This is a genomic window from Pseudorhodobacter turbinis, assembly GCF_005234135.1.
In the GTDB taxonomy this organism is placed as follows: domain Bacteria; phylum Pseudomonadota; class Alphaproteobacteria; order Rhodobacterales; family Rhodobacteraceae; genus Pseudorhodobacter; species Pseudorhodobacter turbinis.
Genome location: NZ_CP039965.1, coordinates 942766 through 957844, shown reverse-complemented (window position 1 = coordinate 957844; position 15079 = coordinate 942766). Strand labels below are relative to the sequence as shown.

Genomic DNA, 15079 nt, shown 5'->3' with positions numbered 1-15079 from the left:
CGGGCCTGCCCGATGCGGGGTAAAGCAGGTACGCGCCCTAGGGTATTCCGGTATCAAAGCCGTGGTGCGACAAAATAGCAAACCTATTCTGCGCTGCAGGTGCGATTTCTATTTTGAATTTTACCGTGACCCTGCTTGTTGCGCTTTCGCCGGGCTGCGGGCTGGGCTAGTCTTTGCCCATGTCAGCACCCCGATTCATACATCTGCGCAGCCACACTGAATATTCCCTTCTTGAAGGGGCGGTGCCGCTTAAACAGCTTATCAAACTTTGCGCCGAGCAGCAGATGCCTGCGGTGGCCGTCACCGATACGAACAATATGTTCGCGGCGTTGGAGTTTTCGACACTGGCGGCGGGGGCGGGTTTGCAGCCGATCATCGGCTGTCAGGTCTCGGTGGCCTATGATCCGCCGCAGCCGGGAGAAAAGCCGCGCAACCCCGCGCCGGTGGTTTTGTTGGCGCAGAACGAGGCCGGTTACCGTAACCTGATGAAGCTGAACACCTGCCTTTATGTGGATACGGGCGGGCAGTTGCCGCAGGTCACGCTGGAACAGCTAGAGGCGCATTCCGATGGGTTGATCTGCCTGACCGGCGGAGCAGAGGGGCCAGTGGGCAAGCTGTTGCAAACCGCGCAAACGGCCAAGGCAAAGGCCCTGATGACGCGTCTGGCGGCGGCCTATCCGGACCGGCTTTATGTGGAATTGCAACGCCATCCCGGCGCGGGTGGCCAGTTGACCGAGGGTGAGCGTAGCAGCGAGCGCGGCTTTGTCGAAATGGCCTATGCGCTGGGTCTGCCTTTGGTTGCGACCAATGATGTCTATTTCCCCAAGGCCAAAATGTACGAGGCGCATGACGCCCTGCTGTGCATCGCGGACGGGGCCTATGTCGATCAGCAACAACCGCGCCGCCGCCTGACCCCGCAGCATTACTTCAAGTCCGAGGCAGAGATGGCGACGCTTTTTGCCGATCTACCCGAGGCGCTTGAAAACACTGTTGAAATTGCCCGCCGCTGTGCGTTCAAAGTGGCCAAACACGCACCGATCCTGCCCAAATTCGCTGATGATGAGGTGAATGAGCTGCGCCGCCAGGCCAATGAGGGGCTCAAGGCGCGGCTGGCGGTCATTCCCCATGCGGTCAGCGTCGAAGAGTATCAGGCCCGGCTGGATTTTGAGCTGGATATCATCATCGGGATGCAGTTCCCCGGTTACTTCCTGATCGTGGCGGATTTCATCAAATGGGCCAAGGATCAGGGTATTCCTGTTGGGCCGGGGCGTGGGTCAGGGGCGGGGTCATTGGTGGCCTATGCCTTGACGATCACCGATCTGGACCCGCTGCGCTACTCCTTGCTGTTTGAACGCTTCTTGAACCCCGAACGGGTTTCCATGCCCGACTTTGACATCGACTTTTGCATGGATCGCCGCGAGGAGGTCATCCAATATGTGCAAGCCAAATACGGCCGCGACAAGGTCGGGCAGATCATCACCTTTGGTGCGCTGTTGTCCAAGGCGGCGGTGCGCGATGTCGGCCGCGTTTTGCAGATGTCCTATATGCAGGTGGACCGCCTGTCCAAGATGATCCCCGTCGAGGGGGTGAAACCTGTGTCGATCACCAAGGCGCTGGCGGATGAGCCGCGCCTGCGCGAGGCGGCCAAAGAAGAGGTGGTCGCGCGCTTGCTCAACTATGGTCAACAGCTTGAAGGGCTGTTGCGCAATGCCTCGACCCACGCGGCGGGCGTGGTCATTGGCGACCGGCCATTGGACGAATTGGTACCGCTGTACCAAGACCCGAAATCCGATATGCCCGCGACCCAGTTCAATATGAAATGGGTTGAGGCGGCGGGGCTGGTGAAATTCGACTTCTTGGGCCTCAAGACGTTGACGGTGATCCAGTCGGCGCTGGATTTGCTGCGGCTGCGCGGGATTGATATTGATATCTCCTTGATCCCGCTGGATGACGAAAAGACCTATGAGCTTTACGCCGCCGCCAAGACGGTTGCCGTGTTTCAGGTGGAAAGCAGCGGCATGATGGATGCGCTGCGGCGCATGAAACCCACCTGTATCGAGGATATCGTGGCGCTTGTGGCGCTTTACCGTCCCGGCCCGATGGAAAACATTCCGGTTTACTGTGAGGTTAAAAACGGGCTGCGGGAAATTGAATCCGTCCATCCCACCATTGACCACCTGTTGGCCGAGACCCAAGGGATTATCGTTTACCAAGAGCAGGTTATGCAGATCGCTCAGGTCATGGGCGGCTATTCGCTGGGCGGTGCGGATTTGCTGCGCCGTGCGATGGGTAAAAAGATCGCCGAGGAAATGGCCAAGGAGCGCCCCAAGTTTATCGAGGGTGCCAAGGCCACGCATAATGTCGATGCGAAAAAGGCCGGCGAGGTTTTCGACCTGCTGGAGAAATTCGCCAACTATGGCTTTAACAAATCCCACGCTGCGGCCTATGCGGTGGTCAGCTATCAAACCGGCTACCTCAAGGCGAATTATCCGGCAGAGTTTATGGCCGGCGTGATGAACTGCGATATGCATCTGACCGACAAGCTTGCGGTGTATAAGCGTGAGGTGGACCGGCTGGGGATCAAGACCGTGGCCCCTTGTGTCAACGCCTCGCTTGCGACCTTTACGGTGCGGGATGGTACTTTGGTCTATGCGCTGGGCGCGTTGAAAAACGTGGGCGTTGAGGCGATGAAGATGATCGTCGCGGGCCGCCAGACGGATGAGGGCGAAAAGCCCTATGCCACCCTGTTTGATCTGGCCCGCCGTGTTGATCTGAAACGGATCGGCAAGCGGCCCTTGGAGATGCTGGCCCGCGCCGGTGCTTTTGACAACCTTGACCCCAACCGCGCCCGCGTGTTTGAGGCGCTGGACGGCCTCGCCGCCTATTCCGCCGCGATCCATGAGGCGAAAACCTCTAACCAAGTCAGCCTCTTTGGTGACGCGGGCGAGGATGTGCCGGAACCCCGCCTTGGGTCGCGCGATGACTGGCTGCCGGTGGAACGGCTGACCGAGGAACATAAGGCCATCGGTTTTTACCTTTCCGGCCATCCGCTTGATGATTACATGGCCCCGCTGAAACGCAAAGGGGTATCCACCCTGACCGAGATCACTGCCAAGGCCGTGGACGGCGCGATGATTGCAAAAATCGCAGGCTCTGTCAGCTCCAAGCAGGAACGCAAATCGGCGCGCGGCAATCGTTTTGCCTTTATACAACTGTCGGACCCAACCGGCCTTTATGAGGTGACGGTGTTTTCCGACACGCTAGAGGCCGCGCGCGATGTGCTGGAACCGGGGATGAATGTGGTGCTGACGGTCGAGGCCACGCTGGAAGGCGAGACCCTGAAGCTTCTGGCGCGTGGGGCGCAACCGATCGATCAGGTCGCGGCCGAGGCTGGCGGCAATGCGATCCGCATCCATATCGACAAGGCCGAGGCTGCAAGCGCCGTCGCCGCCCTTCTGGCCCGTGTGGCCAAGGATGGTGGGCGCAACAAAAGCCCGGTCACGATCTGCGTGCCCGATAGCGCCACGGGGCAAGAGATTGACCTCGAACTTCCTGCCGAATACCCCATCTCACCCCAGATCAAAGGCGCGCTCAAAGCCGTTGGCGGCGTGGTGATGGTCGAGGAAATCTAGCCTACCAATGCGGTGGGCGCTGGTCGGTAAAGACGGCGCCGCCCTCGTCAGGGGCCTCCATCCGCTCGGTCATCATCGCCATGCGGCGGGTCAGGCGGTCGATCTCGGTCGCCTGTGCGGCCACGATGTCCGAAAGATCATCCACCGTGCGCATTAGATGCGCCATCCGCTCTTCCATCGCGTCCATTCGGTCGTCATTCTGTTCTGGCATATGCATCCCTTGCTTGCCGCGCCTGCCCCCATCCGCTACACCGCCCGACGACAAGCTGCAAAGGGTTTCCCGATGGCCAAAGACAAACAACCCCGCAAACCACGCGCCGAGACGCCAAAAGGCTTTCGCGATTATTTTGGTGCGGATGTGATTGAGCGCCGCGATATGCTGGCGAAAATTTCCGAGGTCTATGAGCGTTACGGCTTTGACCCGCTGGAAACCAGTGCGGTGGAAACGGTAGAGGCCTTGGGCAAATTCCTGCCCGATGTCGACCGCCCGAATGCCGGTGTTTTCGGCTGGCAAGAGGAAGAGGGCGATTGGCTGGCTCTTCGCTATGATCTGACCGCGCCCTTGGCCCGTGTCGCCGCGCAGTTTCGCAACGACTTGCCAACCCCCTACCGCCGCTATGCCTTTGGCCCGGTTTGGCGCAACGAAAAGCCCGGCCCGGGGCGGTTCCGCCAGTTTTACCAATGCGATGCCGATACCGTCGGCGCACCCTCTGTCGCCGCCGATGCCGAGATTTGCGCCATGCTGGCCGATGCCCTAGAGGCCGTAGGGATTGAGCGCGGCGACTACATCGTACGCGTCAACAACCGCAAAGTGCTGAACGGCGTGATGGAGGTTGCGGGGGTTCTGGACCCTGCCGATCCAACCAAGTTCGAAGAGGAACGCGGTATCGTTTTGCGCGCCATCGACAAGCTGGACCGCCTTGGCCCGGACGGCGTGCGCGCATTGCTGGGCGAAGGCCGCAAGGATGAGAGCGGCGATTTCACCAAGGGCGCAGGGCTGGGGGCCGATCAGGCCGATGCGGTCATGGGCTTTATGGAGGCCAAGGGCCATACGGGCGCGGCCACGGTTGCACGGTTGCGCGACGTGGTTGGTGTCTCGGCGCTAGGGCTGGAAGGCGTGGAAGAGCTGGAAACCATAGCGGATCTTTTGTCGGCCCAAGGCTATGGCCCTGACCGGATCGAGATTGACCCGTCCGTCGTGCGCGGCCTCGGCTACTACACCGGCCCTGTGTTCGAAGCCGAACTGACCTTTGAAATTCTCGACGAAAAAGGCCGCAAGCGACAGTTCGGCTCGGTCGCGGGGGGCGGGCGCTATGATGATCTGGTCAAGCGTTTTACCGGCCAGGCGGTGCCTGCCACGGGGGTTTCCATCGGGGTGGACCGGCTTTTGGCCGCCCTGCGCGCCAAGGGGCGGCTCGGGGATGCAGCTGCGGGGCCGGTGGTTGTGACCGTGATGGACCGTGATCGCATGGCTGATTACATGGCGATGGTTGGCGATCTGCGCCGCGCCGGTATCCGTGCCGAAATGTATCTGGGCAATCCGAAAAACTTTGGCAACCAGTTGAAATATGCGGATAAACGCGGCTCTCCCATCGCCGTTATTCAAGGCGGGGATGAGGCGGCCAAGGGTGTTGTTGTCCTCAAGGACCTGATCCTTGGCGCAAAGATCGCCGAAAATGCCACGTTGGAGGAATGGAAAGACCGCCCTGCGCAGGTCGAAATTCCGCTGGCCGATCTGGTTTCCGAAGTTCAAAAGATGCTTGCCCAATGACAGATCGCGCCACCATACGGGCCGAGGCCGAAACCCTCTTTGCTGCCTTCAAATCTGCTGGTGCCGTCGCTGTTGAGGCGGACACATTACTGCCCGCCGAAACCCTGCTGGACCTTTACGGCGAGGATATCCGCGCCCGGGCCTATGTCACCTCTGACCCTTTGCGCGGCGAAATGATGCTGCGGCCCGATTTCACGGTGCCTGTGGTGCAGGCCCATATGCAAAGCGGGGCAGAGCCTGCGCGCTATTGCTATATGGGCGAGGTGTTTCGCAAACAGGACCGCCCCGGGGGGCGTGCCAATGAATATCTGCAAGTCGGGTTTGAGCTGTTTGACCGCACTGCCCCCGAGGCCGCGGATGCAGAGCTGTTCGCGCTGTTCCACGGGTTGCTTGCGCCCTTGGGCTTGCGCCCCGCGACGGGTGATATCGGGATATTGATGGCGGCGGTCAAAGGGCTTTCGACCAGTCAGCGCCGTAAGGCAGCACTTTTGCGGCACATCTGGCGGCCGGCACGGTTTCGCAAATTGCTGGACCGTTTTGCGGGTCGTGCGGCCCCGCCCCAAGCGCGCCAGGAGATGCTGGCCCGTCTGCGCAGTGGCGATATGGCCGCGCTGATCGCGGATGCAGGCCCGATGATCGGCCTGCGCTCCGAGGCAGAGATCACAGCGCGGGCAAATGCGCTGATCGAGGATGACCAGACCCCGCCGCTTGCCGCGCCTGAGGCGGCCCTGCTTTATGACCTTTTGACCTTGCAGGCACCTGCCCGTGCGGCCCTGTCGCATATGCGGGGTATCACCTCGATGCTGCCCGCGATCGAACCGGCCGTAGACCGTTTCGCCACGCGACTTGACGCGCTGGAGCGTCACGGCATCAACCCCTCGGACCTGCCGTTCGCGGCAAGCCACGGGCGCTCGTCGATGGAATATTACGACGGCTTTGTGTTCAGCTTTGAGGGCAACGGCCTGCCGGTTGCCTCGGGCGGGCGCTATGATGCGCTGACGGCGGTGCTGGGGCAGGGGCGCTCTATTCCGGCGGTGGGGGGCATGATCCGCCCTGCGATGTTGGCAACCCTGCGGGAGGCATTGGCATGAGCTTGAAGATCGGGGTGCCGTCCAAGGGGCGGCTGATGGAAAAGACCTTTGACTGGTTCGGCGCGCGTGGTGTGACCATGGGGCGCTCTGGCTCTGACCGTGAATATGCGGGGGCCGTTGAGGGTGTGGACGGCGTTGAGCTGGTCTTGCTCTCGGCCGGTGAGATTCCGCGTGAACTTTCGGCGGGGCGCATCCATCTGGGCGTGACCGGATCGGATCTGGTGCGTGACAAGCTGGCCGATTGGTCAGCGCAGGTGGCCGAGGTCGCGGCTCTGGGCTTTGGCCATGCCGATCTGATTATTGCGGTGCCGACCGCGTGGATTGATGTCGATACCGTTGATGATCTGGATGCGGCGGCGGCGGCCTTTCGGGCCGAATACGGTTTCCGGCTGCGGATTGCGACGAAATATCACCGGCTGGTACGCGACTATCTGACCGCGCAGGGGGTTGCCGATTATCAGCTGGTTGACAGCCAAGGTGCGACCGAGGGCACGGTGAAAAACCTGACCGCCGAGGCGATTGCCGATATTACCTCCTCGGGGGAAACCCTGCGCGCGAACCACCTGAAGATCCTGTCGGACGGGCCGATCCATGCCTCGCAAGCCACGCTTTTTGCGGCGCGCGGGGCCGAATGGGATGCCGCAACACGGGCCACATTAGCCGAATTGGCAAAACAGCTGGGCGTAAAGGCCGAGGTTTAGCGCAAGCCGATATCGGCCAGCGCGCGGGCCAGATCGGGGGGCAGGGCCTCTTCGGTCTCGCGGTTCTTGGGCAGGTCGCGCGGGGCATCCTCGACGGACAGGTAACGCCAGCCCTGAAACGGGCGGCGCGGTGCGGGTTCGGTCGGGATGATCTGCGGATCAAGCACGAGGGCACAGCGCAAAATGCCATCTTCGCCGCGCTGTTCCTCCAGCGCCGTGAGGGTTTGCCGTGCAAGCACAACCCCTTTGAAAACCCAATAGAGCGACCCGCCGTTCAAAAGCGCGTCGCCGCGTTTCGGCCACATCCGCGTGACATGACGCGGCAGCCCGTCGGGCCAGGCCTTCCGCCGCTGTTCCTGCCATGCGGCCAGATCGTCAATGCCATTGGCGCCAACGCAGAGTTTTAACAGATTTACGGTGTCTGCCACGAATCCCCCTTCGGTTAACGTGAACTTAGCGCCTTGGACGTCGGGGGCAAGCAGCCGTGGCTAGATGTGACCGATGTTATGCAGGAAATCGGATAGGGTGGCGGCAAAGGTCTGGGGTTGTTCCAGCATCGGCAAATGGCCGGATTTGCGGATTACGGCAAACTCCGCGCCGGGGATCAGATCGGCCAGATCCCGCAGCATATCGGCGGGGGTTATGGCATCCTGATTGCTGGCGATGACAAGGCTTGGCAGGCGCAAACTGGCGGTGGGGGTATAAAAATCCGTGCCGGAAATCGCGGCGGCACAGCCCAGAACACCATCAAGCCGCGGCGCAATTTGCCCCGCCTGCCATGCCGCAAAGGCAGGGGAATTGCGGAAACCGGCAGTGAAATGCGTGCTTGGGTCAAGCGGGTTGCCGCCTGCTTGCAGGGCGGTAATTTGGCGGGCCCATGTCTCTTTTGTGCCGATCTTGGTGGCGGTATTGGCCAAGACCAAGGCGCGGATCTGATCCAAGCGTTTCACGGCCAAGCCTTGCGCAATCATACCTCCCAGGCCGGACCCCAGAAAGACGCAGTTGCGCACCTCTAGCCCGTCAAGCAGGGCCTCGGCGTCGCGTACCAATGCGCCCATCCCGTAAGGTGGTGGCGGGGTGGCCGATGCCCCGTGACCGCGCAGATCAAACCGGATGATCCGCAAGCCCTGTGGCAGCAGGGGCAGCACCGGGTCCCATATGGATTGATCCAACCCCAGACCATGCGCCAACACAAGGGCGGGGCCGCTGCCTTCGGCTTGATAGGCGATCATCTGATCGCCGCAGCGGGCGTGTTGGATATGGCTGGGCATAGCGTGCCTTGAAGGTCAATCGGTCAGGGTTGCAAGGGCGCGCGTGAACACATCCGGATCGACATTCCCGCCCGAGGCGACACAAATCACATCCGAGGTCTTGATCCGCTCGCCGTGGAACAGCGCTGCCGCCAGTGCAACGGCCCCGCCCGGCTCCAATACAATCTTCAGTCGGGACCACGCGAGGGCCACGGCCCGCATCGCCTCCTCATCCGTGACGATAATGCCGGGGCCGCAAAGGCGCGCCATGACCGGCAGCGTCATCAGGCCGGGGGTCGGTGTCAGGATTGCATCACAGACAGAACCTGCATTGCTTGCATTGCGCTGGCGCGTTCCGGTGGCAAGGCTGCGGGTCACATCGTCAAAGCCAGCAGGCTCTACCGGGCGGGCGCGCAGATGGGTTGATCGCGATTCCAGCGCCAATGCGATGCCCGCAGTCAGGCCTCCGCCACCACAGCAGACCAGAACATCCGCATCGGTAATCCCGTCCTCGGCGGCCTGCTCGGCAATCTCCAGCCCGGTTGTGCCCTGGCCCGCAATCACTCGCCTGTCATCAAAGGGTTTGATCAGGGTCAGCCCGCGCTCGGCGGCGAGGGTTTCGGTTAGCGCGTCACGGTCTGCGGTCAAGCGGTCATAGAGCACGACCTCGGCCCCCAATGCGCGGGTATTTGCAACCTTCATCCTTGGTGCATCGCTTGGCATGACGATTACGGCAGGCACCCCGTGTTGGCGCGCGGCCAGCGCCACGCCCTGCGCATGGTTGCCCGAGGAACAGGCGATAACCCCTTTGGCGCGGATCTCATTTTCCAACCCCGAAATGGCCGACCATGCGCCGCGAAACTTGAAGGAACCGGTGTGCTGAAGGCATTCCGCCTTGATAAACACCCGGCGGCCGGCGATTTCATCCAGAAACGGAGAGGTCAGAAGCGGTGTGCGGCGGGCGTGGCCCTCAAGGCGGCGCGCGGCGGCCTCAATCGCGGTGATATCGGGTGCAGTCGTATTGGGCATAGCGCTTTCCGGAATGTTTCTGTCGTCAAGGGCGGCTTTCGCGCACCATAGCTGACGGGTTTGCAAGAAACAGTCAATGTTTAGTCAATTCCTTAACTTTTGGTTAACGATTTTTTGGTCTTGCTGATCAACTCCCGCGCTTTTGGGAAAAGAGGGGCGTATGCGCTGGATTTTGGTGATCTTGTTTTGGGGCTGGGCGGTAAGCGCACAGGCAGGCGCGTGGCCGCGCGGCGAGGGCAAGGTGTTTGTGGCGCTTTCTGCCGATGCGAACCGCAGTCAGCTTTACGCCGAATATGGGATCCGTGGGGATTGGACGCTGGGGGTGGAAGTCTCTATGCCCAAGGACCGCCGCCTGCCCGATTACACGCAGTTCATCCATTATCCGGTCTGGCGCGGCAAGGGCGGCGCGATCCTGTCGGCCGGCCTTGCCGTAGAGATGCGTGAGACCACCGCCGCCGCGACCATTCCCGCCCTGCGCGGCGAATCCGAGATTGCGGGCCGGGCGGGTGTCTTTTGGGGCAAGGGCTTTGACAGCCCTTTGGGCAGTGGTTGGGCCACGGTGGATGCGCAGCTGGAAAAACTGATCACAACTGATTGGCTGGGTACAGGCCTGACCTACAAGCTGGATGTCGGGCTTGGGGTCAAACCGATGGAGCGGCTGTCAATTATGGCCCAAGCCCAATACTGGCAACGCGGAGATGCACAAGATCTGCGGCTGGAGGCAGGGGCCGCGTGGAAAATGGGCTTTGCGCAGGTGGTTGTCAGCCCCTCGGTCGGTGTGATCGGCGACAAGGACCCGCTTGTTAAGCTTGGGCTGTGGGTGGATTTTTAACGCGGTCCAACCATGCGTGGAGCACGGTGATCGACTCCGGCTCATCCAAAAATGGGATATGGGCGCGGTCGGGGACATTGATGAATGCCATGTCGGGACGGCGTTTGCGCATTTCGTCAGCGCAGCTTTGGGTGAGCAGATCGGAATTGGCCCCACGGATCAGCGCCAGCGGCAGGCCTGCACAGGCATCAAACAGGGGCCAGATATCAACCTCTGGCCCCTCAAAGGCCGCAATGAAGGCTTGGCGCAGCTCAGGGTCATAGGTGATGCGCAGCCCATCCGCAGTGGCGGTGTAATGCAGGCGCGCTTCTTCCATCCAGCGGCTTTGGGGAACATTGGCGAAACCGGGCATCGCCTGAGGCAGGGCGGCGGCCAACTCGTCATGGGATTTGGCGCGCGGGTTGCGCCCGACGTAATCCATGATCTTGGCCAGACCGGGCTTGTAGATTTCAGGCCCGATGTCATTGAAGCAAATCCCGAGCAGCCGCTCTTTGGCCATTGCCGCCAGTAGCATCGCGATCAATCCCCCCCGAGAGGTGCCGATAACAGCGGCCTTTTCCACCTGCAAGTGGTCCAGAAGTTCAATTGTATCCTTGCCCTCTTGCGGCACGGTATAGCTGGCCGGACCGGTGAAATCACTTTGCCCGCGTCCACGGTAATCCATGCGGATTAGGCGGCAGGGGGGCAGATGGGGTTGCATGTAATCAAAGTCATGCATCGTCCGCGTCAGCCCTGAAAGACAGAGCACAGGCGTGCCCGTCCCCTCATCACGGTAGGCAATGCGGGTGCCGTCGGTTGTGGTGAAAAACTGGGTCATAGGGCACCTGCATTTTGGGGTTGAGAAGCCGAAACTGGCACAGGCCTGCGCCAAGGGAAAGGGGGCGCGGCAATCGGGCTGCTTGCGACCGGGCCATTGAGCGCATAAAGGGGAAGGGGTTGACGGGAAGGCAAAAAGATATGGCACGCGGCGCACCATCGTTAGAAGAGCGAGAAAAATCCAAGAAGGTCGGGGCACTGCGAGGCCTCGTTCCCTATCTGGCCCCGTATCGGGGCTTGGTTTTGGGCGCGATTGGCGCCTTGATCGTGACGGCCTGCGTCTCGCTTGCGCTGCCTTTGGCGGTGCGGCGTGTGGTCGATGGTTTCGCCTCTGACAATGCAGCCTTGTTGGATGAGTATTTCGCGGCTGCCCTTGGTGTGGCCATCTTGTTGGCCTTGGGCACGGGCGCGCGCTATTATCTTGTGACACGGTTGGGCGAACGGGTTGTCGCCGATATCCGCAAATCCCTGTTCGATAAAGTCATGGGGATGAGCCCGGCTTTCTTTGAGCGTATCATGACCGGCGAAGTCCTGAGCCGACTGACCACCGATACCACGTTGATCCTTTCGGTGATCGGGTCGTCGGTGTCCATTGCCCTGCGCAATTTCCTGATCTTTCTGGGCGGGATGGTGGCGCTGCTGCTGACCTCGGCCAAGCTGACAGGGTTGGTGTTGCTGATCGTGCCGGGGGTTGTGATCCCGATTGTCGTGCTGGGCCGCCGCTTGCGTGTCCTTAGCCGCGAAAATCAAGATCTGATCGCCTCCAGCTCCGGCAGTGCATCCGAGGCGCTTTTGTCGGTGCAAACCGTGCAGGCCTTTACGCATGAGCGTCCGACCCGTGCCGCTTTTGCCAAGGTGACAGAGGCGGCCTATGCCTCGGCGCAACGCCGTATCGGAACGCGGGCCGTGATGACCATGATCGTGATCTTTCTGATTTTTGCGGGTGTTGTCGGTGTGCTTTGGATTGGTGCACGTGACGTACAGTCCGGCGTGATGAGCCCGGGCGAGCTGGTGCAATTTCTGATCTATTCGGTGATGGTGGCCGGCGCTGTTGGCGCGCTATCCGAGATTTGGGGTGAGTTGCAGCGTGCAGCGGGCGCGACGGAGCGGCTGGTAGAGCTGCTTGTGGCTGTCGATACCGTGAATGATCCTGCCAATCCTGTGGCCCTGCCGCGCCCTGTCAAAGGCGCGATTACCTTTGAGGGTGTGTCCTTCCGTTACCCTGCGCGGCCCGATACCAGCGCGCTGGACGGTGTGGATTTGGTGGTGCAACCGGGGGAAACGGTGGCACTTGTTGGCCCGTCGGGCGCAGGCAAGACCACGATTTTGCAACTGTTGCAGCGGTTCTATGACCCGCAAGAGGGCCGCGTGACCCTTGATGGTTTGGCGCTGACCGATCTTAAACGCGATGATTTCCGGCGTGCGATCGCCCTTGTGCCGCAAGACCCGGTGATCTTCGGGGCCTCGGCCCGCGAGAATATCCGCTTTGGCCGCCCCGAGGCAAGCGATGCCGAGATTGAGGCCGCCGCCCGCGCCGCTGCCGCCCATGAATTCCTGACGGCCCTGCCGGATGGCTATGACACCTTTGTTGGTGAACGTGGTGTGATGCTTTCAGGTGGGCAAAAGCAGCGCATCGCCATCGCCCGCGCTATTTTGCGCGATGCGCCGGTGCTGTTGCTGGATGAGGCGACAAGCGCGCTGGACGCCGAAAGCGAACGCGCCGTTCAGGCCGCAGTGGACGAGCTGGCGAAAACCCGCACGACCTTGGTCGTGGCGCACCGTCTTGCCACCGTAAAAAAGGCCGACCGTATTGTGGTGTTCGATCACGGGCGCATTGTGGCCATGGGCACGCATGATGAATTGGTCGCAGCGGGCGGGCTATATGCGCGTTTGGCGCGGTTGCAATTCACCGACGGGCAAAGCTGAACTTCGGTTGATCGGGCAAATTTTCCTATAACGTTGCGTATTTAGGGCTGTCTTTGCTTGCAGGGCCACCAAAATGCCAGCATCCTTGATATAATGCTGCGCAAGACGTGCAGGCGCTCAGGTTGTTGGGAGGATAGCAAATGAAGGCTTTTGCATCGGTTGTGGACCGTGATGCCATTGAGAATGAATTGCCTTGGGAGGAGCGGGATACCGCTAAATCCATCTATCAGTTCCTGACCCGTGCGCGCGATGCGCATGGCAATCAACCTGCCGTCAGCTTTCAATTGATGTCGGGCGTCAAGGATCGCGCGCAGACACTCACATGGGCGCAATATCATGCGCGCGTGACCCAAGCGGCGAACCTGTTTCATGATATTGGTGTCGGGCGCGATGATGTTGTGGCCTTCATTCTGCCCAATTGTCTGGAAACGGCTGTGACCGTTCTGGGCGGCGCTGTGGCGGGGATTGTCAATCCGGTCAACCCTTTGCTGGATGCCGATCAGATCAGCTCTATCCTGCGCGAGACGGGCGCGAAAGTGGTTGTCACGCTGAAGGCTTTTCCAAAAACCGATGTGGCGCAAAAGGTTGCCGAGGCCGTTCGCCACGCGCCCGACGTCAAGAACGTGCTGGAGATTGACCTCAACCGTTACCTCTCGCCGCCCAAAAGCTGGATAGTGCCGTTGATCCGACCGAAAAACCCGGTGGAACATCACGCCCGTGTGCGGAACTTCAATGCCGAATGCGCGCGCCAACCCTCGGACCACCTTATCTTTGACGATGTGTTGGAGGACCGTGTCGCGGCCTTTTTCCACACCGGCGGCACCACCGGCATGCCCAAGGTCGCGCAGCACAAGGTTTCAGGCATGGTCTATAACGGCTGGCTGGGGGCAAGCTTGATTTTCAAGCAATCAGACGTGGTGATCTGTCCGCTGCCGATGTTCCATGTTTTCGCGATCTATCCGATTTTGATGTCGATGATCGCCTCGGGCGGGCATGTCGTGTTTCCAACGCCCGCAGGCTATCGCGGCGACGGTGTTTTCGACAACTTCTGGAAGCTGGTCGAACGCTGGAAGGTTACCTATATGATCACCGTGCCAACGGCGCTTTCGGCCTTGATGCAACGCCCTGTGGATGCCGATGTCAGCAGCTTGCGCGGCGCATTTTCAGGTTCTGCCCCCTTGCCGTTGGAATTGTTCAAACGGTTCGAGGCCGCCACTGGCGTGGAGATAATCGAGGGTTACGGCCTGACCGAATGCACCTGTCTGGTATCATGCAACCCACCGGAAGGTAAAAAGAAAATCGGATCGGTCGGGATTCCATTGCCCTATACACATGTGCGCATCCTGCATCACGACGCCGCCGATAACCCTGTCGATTGCGGTATCGATCAGGTGGGTGAGATATGCGTGGCCAACCCCGGTGTCTTTCCCGGCTCCACCTATACCGAGGTGGATAAAAACCATAACCTCTTTGCCGAGGAGGTCTATCTTCGTACCGGCGATTTGGGGCGGATTGATGCCGACGGCTATTTGTTCATCACCGGCCGCGCCAAGGATCTGATCATTCGCGGCGGCCATAACATCGACCCTGCCGAGATTGAGGAAGCCCTTGCAGGCCATGATGCCGTGGCAATGGTCGGCGCGATTGGCCAACCAGATGCACATGCGGGCGAGGTGCCTTGTGCATATGTCGAGCTGGTCACGGGGGCCGAGGTAACGGTTGAAGCTTTGATGGAACACGCACGCAAATATATCCATGAACGCGCGGCCGTGCCTAAAGTTATCGAGATCTTGGACGAACTACCGAAAACCGCCGTTGGCAAGGTTTTCAAGCCTGATCTGCGTCGCCTTGCCATCACCCGCACCTATAATGAGGCGCTTGCCTCGGCCGGTTTGGGCGTAAAGGTGGTTGCGGTGATCGAGGATAAAAAGCGCGGGCTGGTGGCACAGATCGGGCGCGTTGACGGGGTCACAGATGAGGCCGTTACCGCCGTTCTGGGCGGGTTTGTGCGCCCGTGGGAATGGGTTTGAC

General features: G+C 60.7%; 12 protein-coding genes. 7 read left to right on the top strand and 5 right to left on the bottom strand.

The window, feature by feature from the left end:
* Positions 1-179: 179 nt before the first annotated feature.
* The gene (gene dnaE / locus EOK75_RS17065) at positions 180-3632 is read left to right on the top strand and encodes a DNA polymerase III subunit alpha (RefSeq protein WP_137195218.1); all 3453 of its coding nucleotides are present in this window, start codon (positions 180-182) and stop codon (positions 3630-3632) included.
* Position 3633: 1 nt separating this feature from the next.
* Here dnaE and EOK75_RS17060 read toward each other — a convergent pair whose 3' ends face one another.
* A complete protein-coding gene (locus tag EOK75_RS17060) occupies positions 3634-3819 on the bottom strand; it encodes a SlyX family protein (RefSeq protein ID WP_137195843.1) in 186 nt (61 codons plus the stop codon).
* Positions 3820-3915: 96 nt separating this feature from the next.
* On the opposite strand from EOK75_RS17060, the gene hisS reads away from it, so the two are divergent.
* Genes hisS through hisG form a run of 3 tightly spaced genes read left to right on the top strand, consistent with a single transcriptional unit; the run spans position 3916 to position 7195 of the window.
* Complete coding sequence (gene hisS, locus EOK75_RS17055) at positions 3916-5403, top strand: histidine--tRNA ligase (protein WP_137195217.1); 1488 nt, start codon at positions 3916-3918, stop codon at positions 5401-5403.
* Positions 5400-6494 carry an ATP phosphoribosyltransferase regulatory subunit gene (locus EOK75_RS17050; RefSeq protein WP_137195216.1) on the top strand — a complete coding sequence of 365 codons (1095 nt, stop codon included), beginning with the start codon at positions 5400-5402 and terminating at the stop codon, positions 6492-6494. Before hisS ends, EOK75_RS17050 begins: the two co-directional genes overlap by 4 nt.
* Positions 6491-7195 carry an ATP phosphoribosyltransferase gene (hisG, locus tag EOK75_RS17045; protein ID WP_137195215.1) on the top strand — a complete coding sequence of 235 codons (705 nt, stop codon included), beginning with the start codon at positions 6491-6493 and terminating at the stop codon, positions 7193-7195. The genes EOK75_RS17050 and hisG overlap by 4 nt, the downstream gene beginning before the upstream one ends.
* Here hisG and EOK75_RS17040 read toward each other — a convergent pair.
* The 3 genes from EOK75_RS17040 to EOK75_RS17030 are packed head-to-tail and all read right to left on the bottom strand — an operon-like array spanning position 7192 to position 9474.
* Positions 7192-7623: a DUF1489 family protein gene (locus EOK75_RS17040; RefSeq protein ID WP_137195214.1), complete on the bottom strand. Its 432-nt coding sequence runs from the start codon at positions 7621-7623 to the stop codon at positions 7192-7194. The genes hisG and EOK75_RS17040 overlap by 4 nt on opposite strands.
* A 60-nt stretch (positions 7624-7683) precedes the next feature.
* On the bottom strand, positions 7684-8466 hold the full coding sequence (locus tag EOK75_RS17035) for an alpha/beta fold hydrolase (RefSeq protein WP_240794078.1): 783 nt from the start codon (positions 8464-8466) through the stop codon (positions 7684-7686).
* 15 nt (positions 8467-8481) lie between these two features.
* Positions 8482-9474 (bottom strand): threonine ammonia-lyase, encoded by a 993-nt coding sequence (locus EOK75_RS17030; protein ID WP_137195213.1) that lies wholly within the window; start codon positions 9472-9474, stop codon positions 8482-8484.
* A 160-nt stretch (positions 9475-9634) separates the two neighbouring features.
* Between EOK75_RS17030 and EOK75_RS17025 the strand changes: the two genes are divergently transcribed.
* Entirely contained in the window at positions 9635-10306 is a 672-nt protein-coding gene (locus tag EOK75_RS17025) for a hypothetical protein (RefSeq protein WP_137195212.1), read from the top strand.
* On the opposite strand, the gene EOK75_RS17020 is transcribed toward EOK75_RS17025, so the two are convergent.
* Positions 10278-11123, bottom strand: a complete 846-nt coding sequence (locus tag EOK75_RS17020) for an alpha/beta fold hydrolase (protein ID WP_137195211.1) — start codon at positions 11121-11123, stop codon at positions 10278-10280. The two genes, EOK75_RS17025 and EOK75_RS17020, sit on opposite strands and share 29 nt — an antisense overlap.
* Before the next feature lie 140 nt (positions 11124-11263).
* Here EOK75_RS17020 and EOK75_RS17015 point away from each other — a divergent pair, with 140 nt between their 5' ends.
* Together EOK75_RS17015 and EOK75_RS17010 are read left to right on the top strand one after the other, a co-directional pair.
* Positions 11264-13048, top strand: coding sequence for an ABC transporter transmembrane domain-containing protein (locus EOK75_RS17015; RefSeq protein WP_137195210.1), 1785 nt, complete (start codon positions 11264-11266; stop codon positions 13046-13048).
* Positions 13049-13188: 140 nt separating this feature from the next.
* Complete coding sequence (locus EOK75_RS17010) at positions 13189-15078, top strand: acyl-CoA synthetase (RefSeq protein WP_137195209.1); 1890 nt, start codon at positions 13189-13191, stop codon at positions 15076-15078.
* The last annotated feature ends 1 nt before the right edge of the window (position 15079 follow it).

Coding starts and splice junctions, on each gene's coding strand:
- dnaE (WP_137195218.1), top strand. CDS start 180: ATGTCAGCACCCCGATTCATACATCTGCGCAGCCACACTGAATATTCC.
- EOK75_RS17060 (WP_137195843.1), bottom strand. CDS start 3,819: ATGGACGCGATGGAAGAGCGGATGGCGCATCTAATGCGCACGGTGGAT.
- hisS (WP_137195217.1), top strand. CDS start 3,916: ATGGCCAAAGACAAACAACCCCGCAAACCACGCGCCGAGACGCCAAAA.
- EOK75_RS17050 (WP_137195216.1), top strand. CDS start 5,400: ATGACAGATCGCGCCACCATACGGGCCGAGGCCGAAACCCTCTTTGCT.
- hisG (WP_137195215.1), top strand. CDS start 6,491: ATGAGCTTGAAGATCGGGGTGCCGTCCAAGGGGCGGCTGATGGAAAAG.
- EOK75_RS17035 (WP_240794078.1), bottom strand. CDS start 8,466: ATGCCCAGCCATATCCAACACGCCCGCTGCGGCGATCAGATGATCGCC.
- EOK75_RS17030 (WP_137195213.1), bottom strand. CDS start 9,474: ATGCCCAATACGACTGCACCCGATATCACCGCGATTGAGGCCGCCGCG.
- EOK75_RS17025 (WP_137195212.1), top strand. CDS start 9,635: ATGCGCTGGATTTTGGTGATCTTGTTTTGGGGCTGGGCGGTAAGCGCA.
- EOK75_RS17020 (WP_137195211.1), bottom strand. CDS start 11,123: ATGACCCAGTTTTTCACCACAACCGACGGCACCCGCATTGCCTACCGT.
- EOK75_RS17015 (WP_137195210.1), top strand. CDS start 11,264: ATGGCACGCGGCGCACCATCGTTAGAAGAGCGAGAAAAATCCAAGAAG.
- EOK75_RS17010 (WP_137195209.1), top strand. CDS start 13,189: ATGAAGGCTTTTGCATCGGTTGTGGACCGTGATGCCATTGAGAATGAA.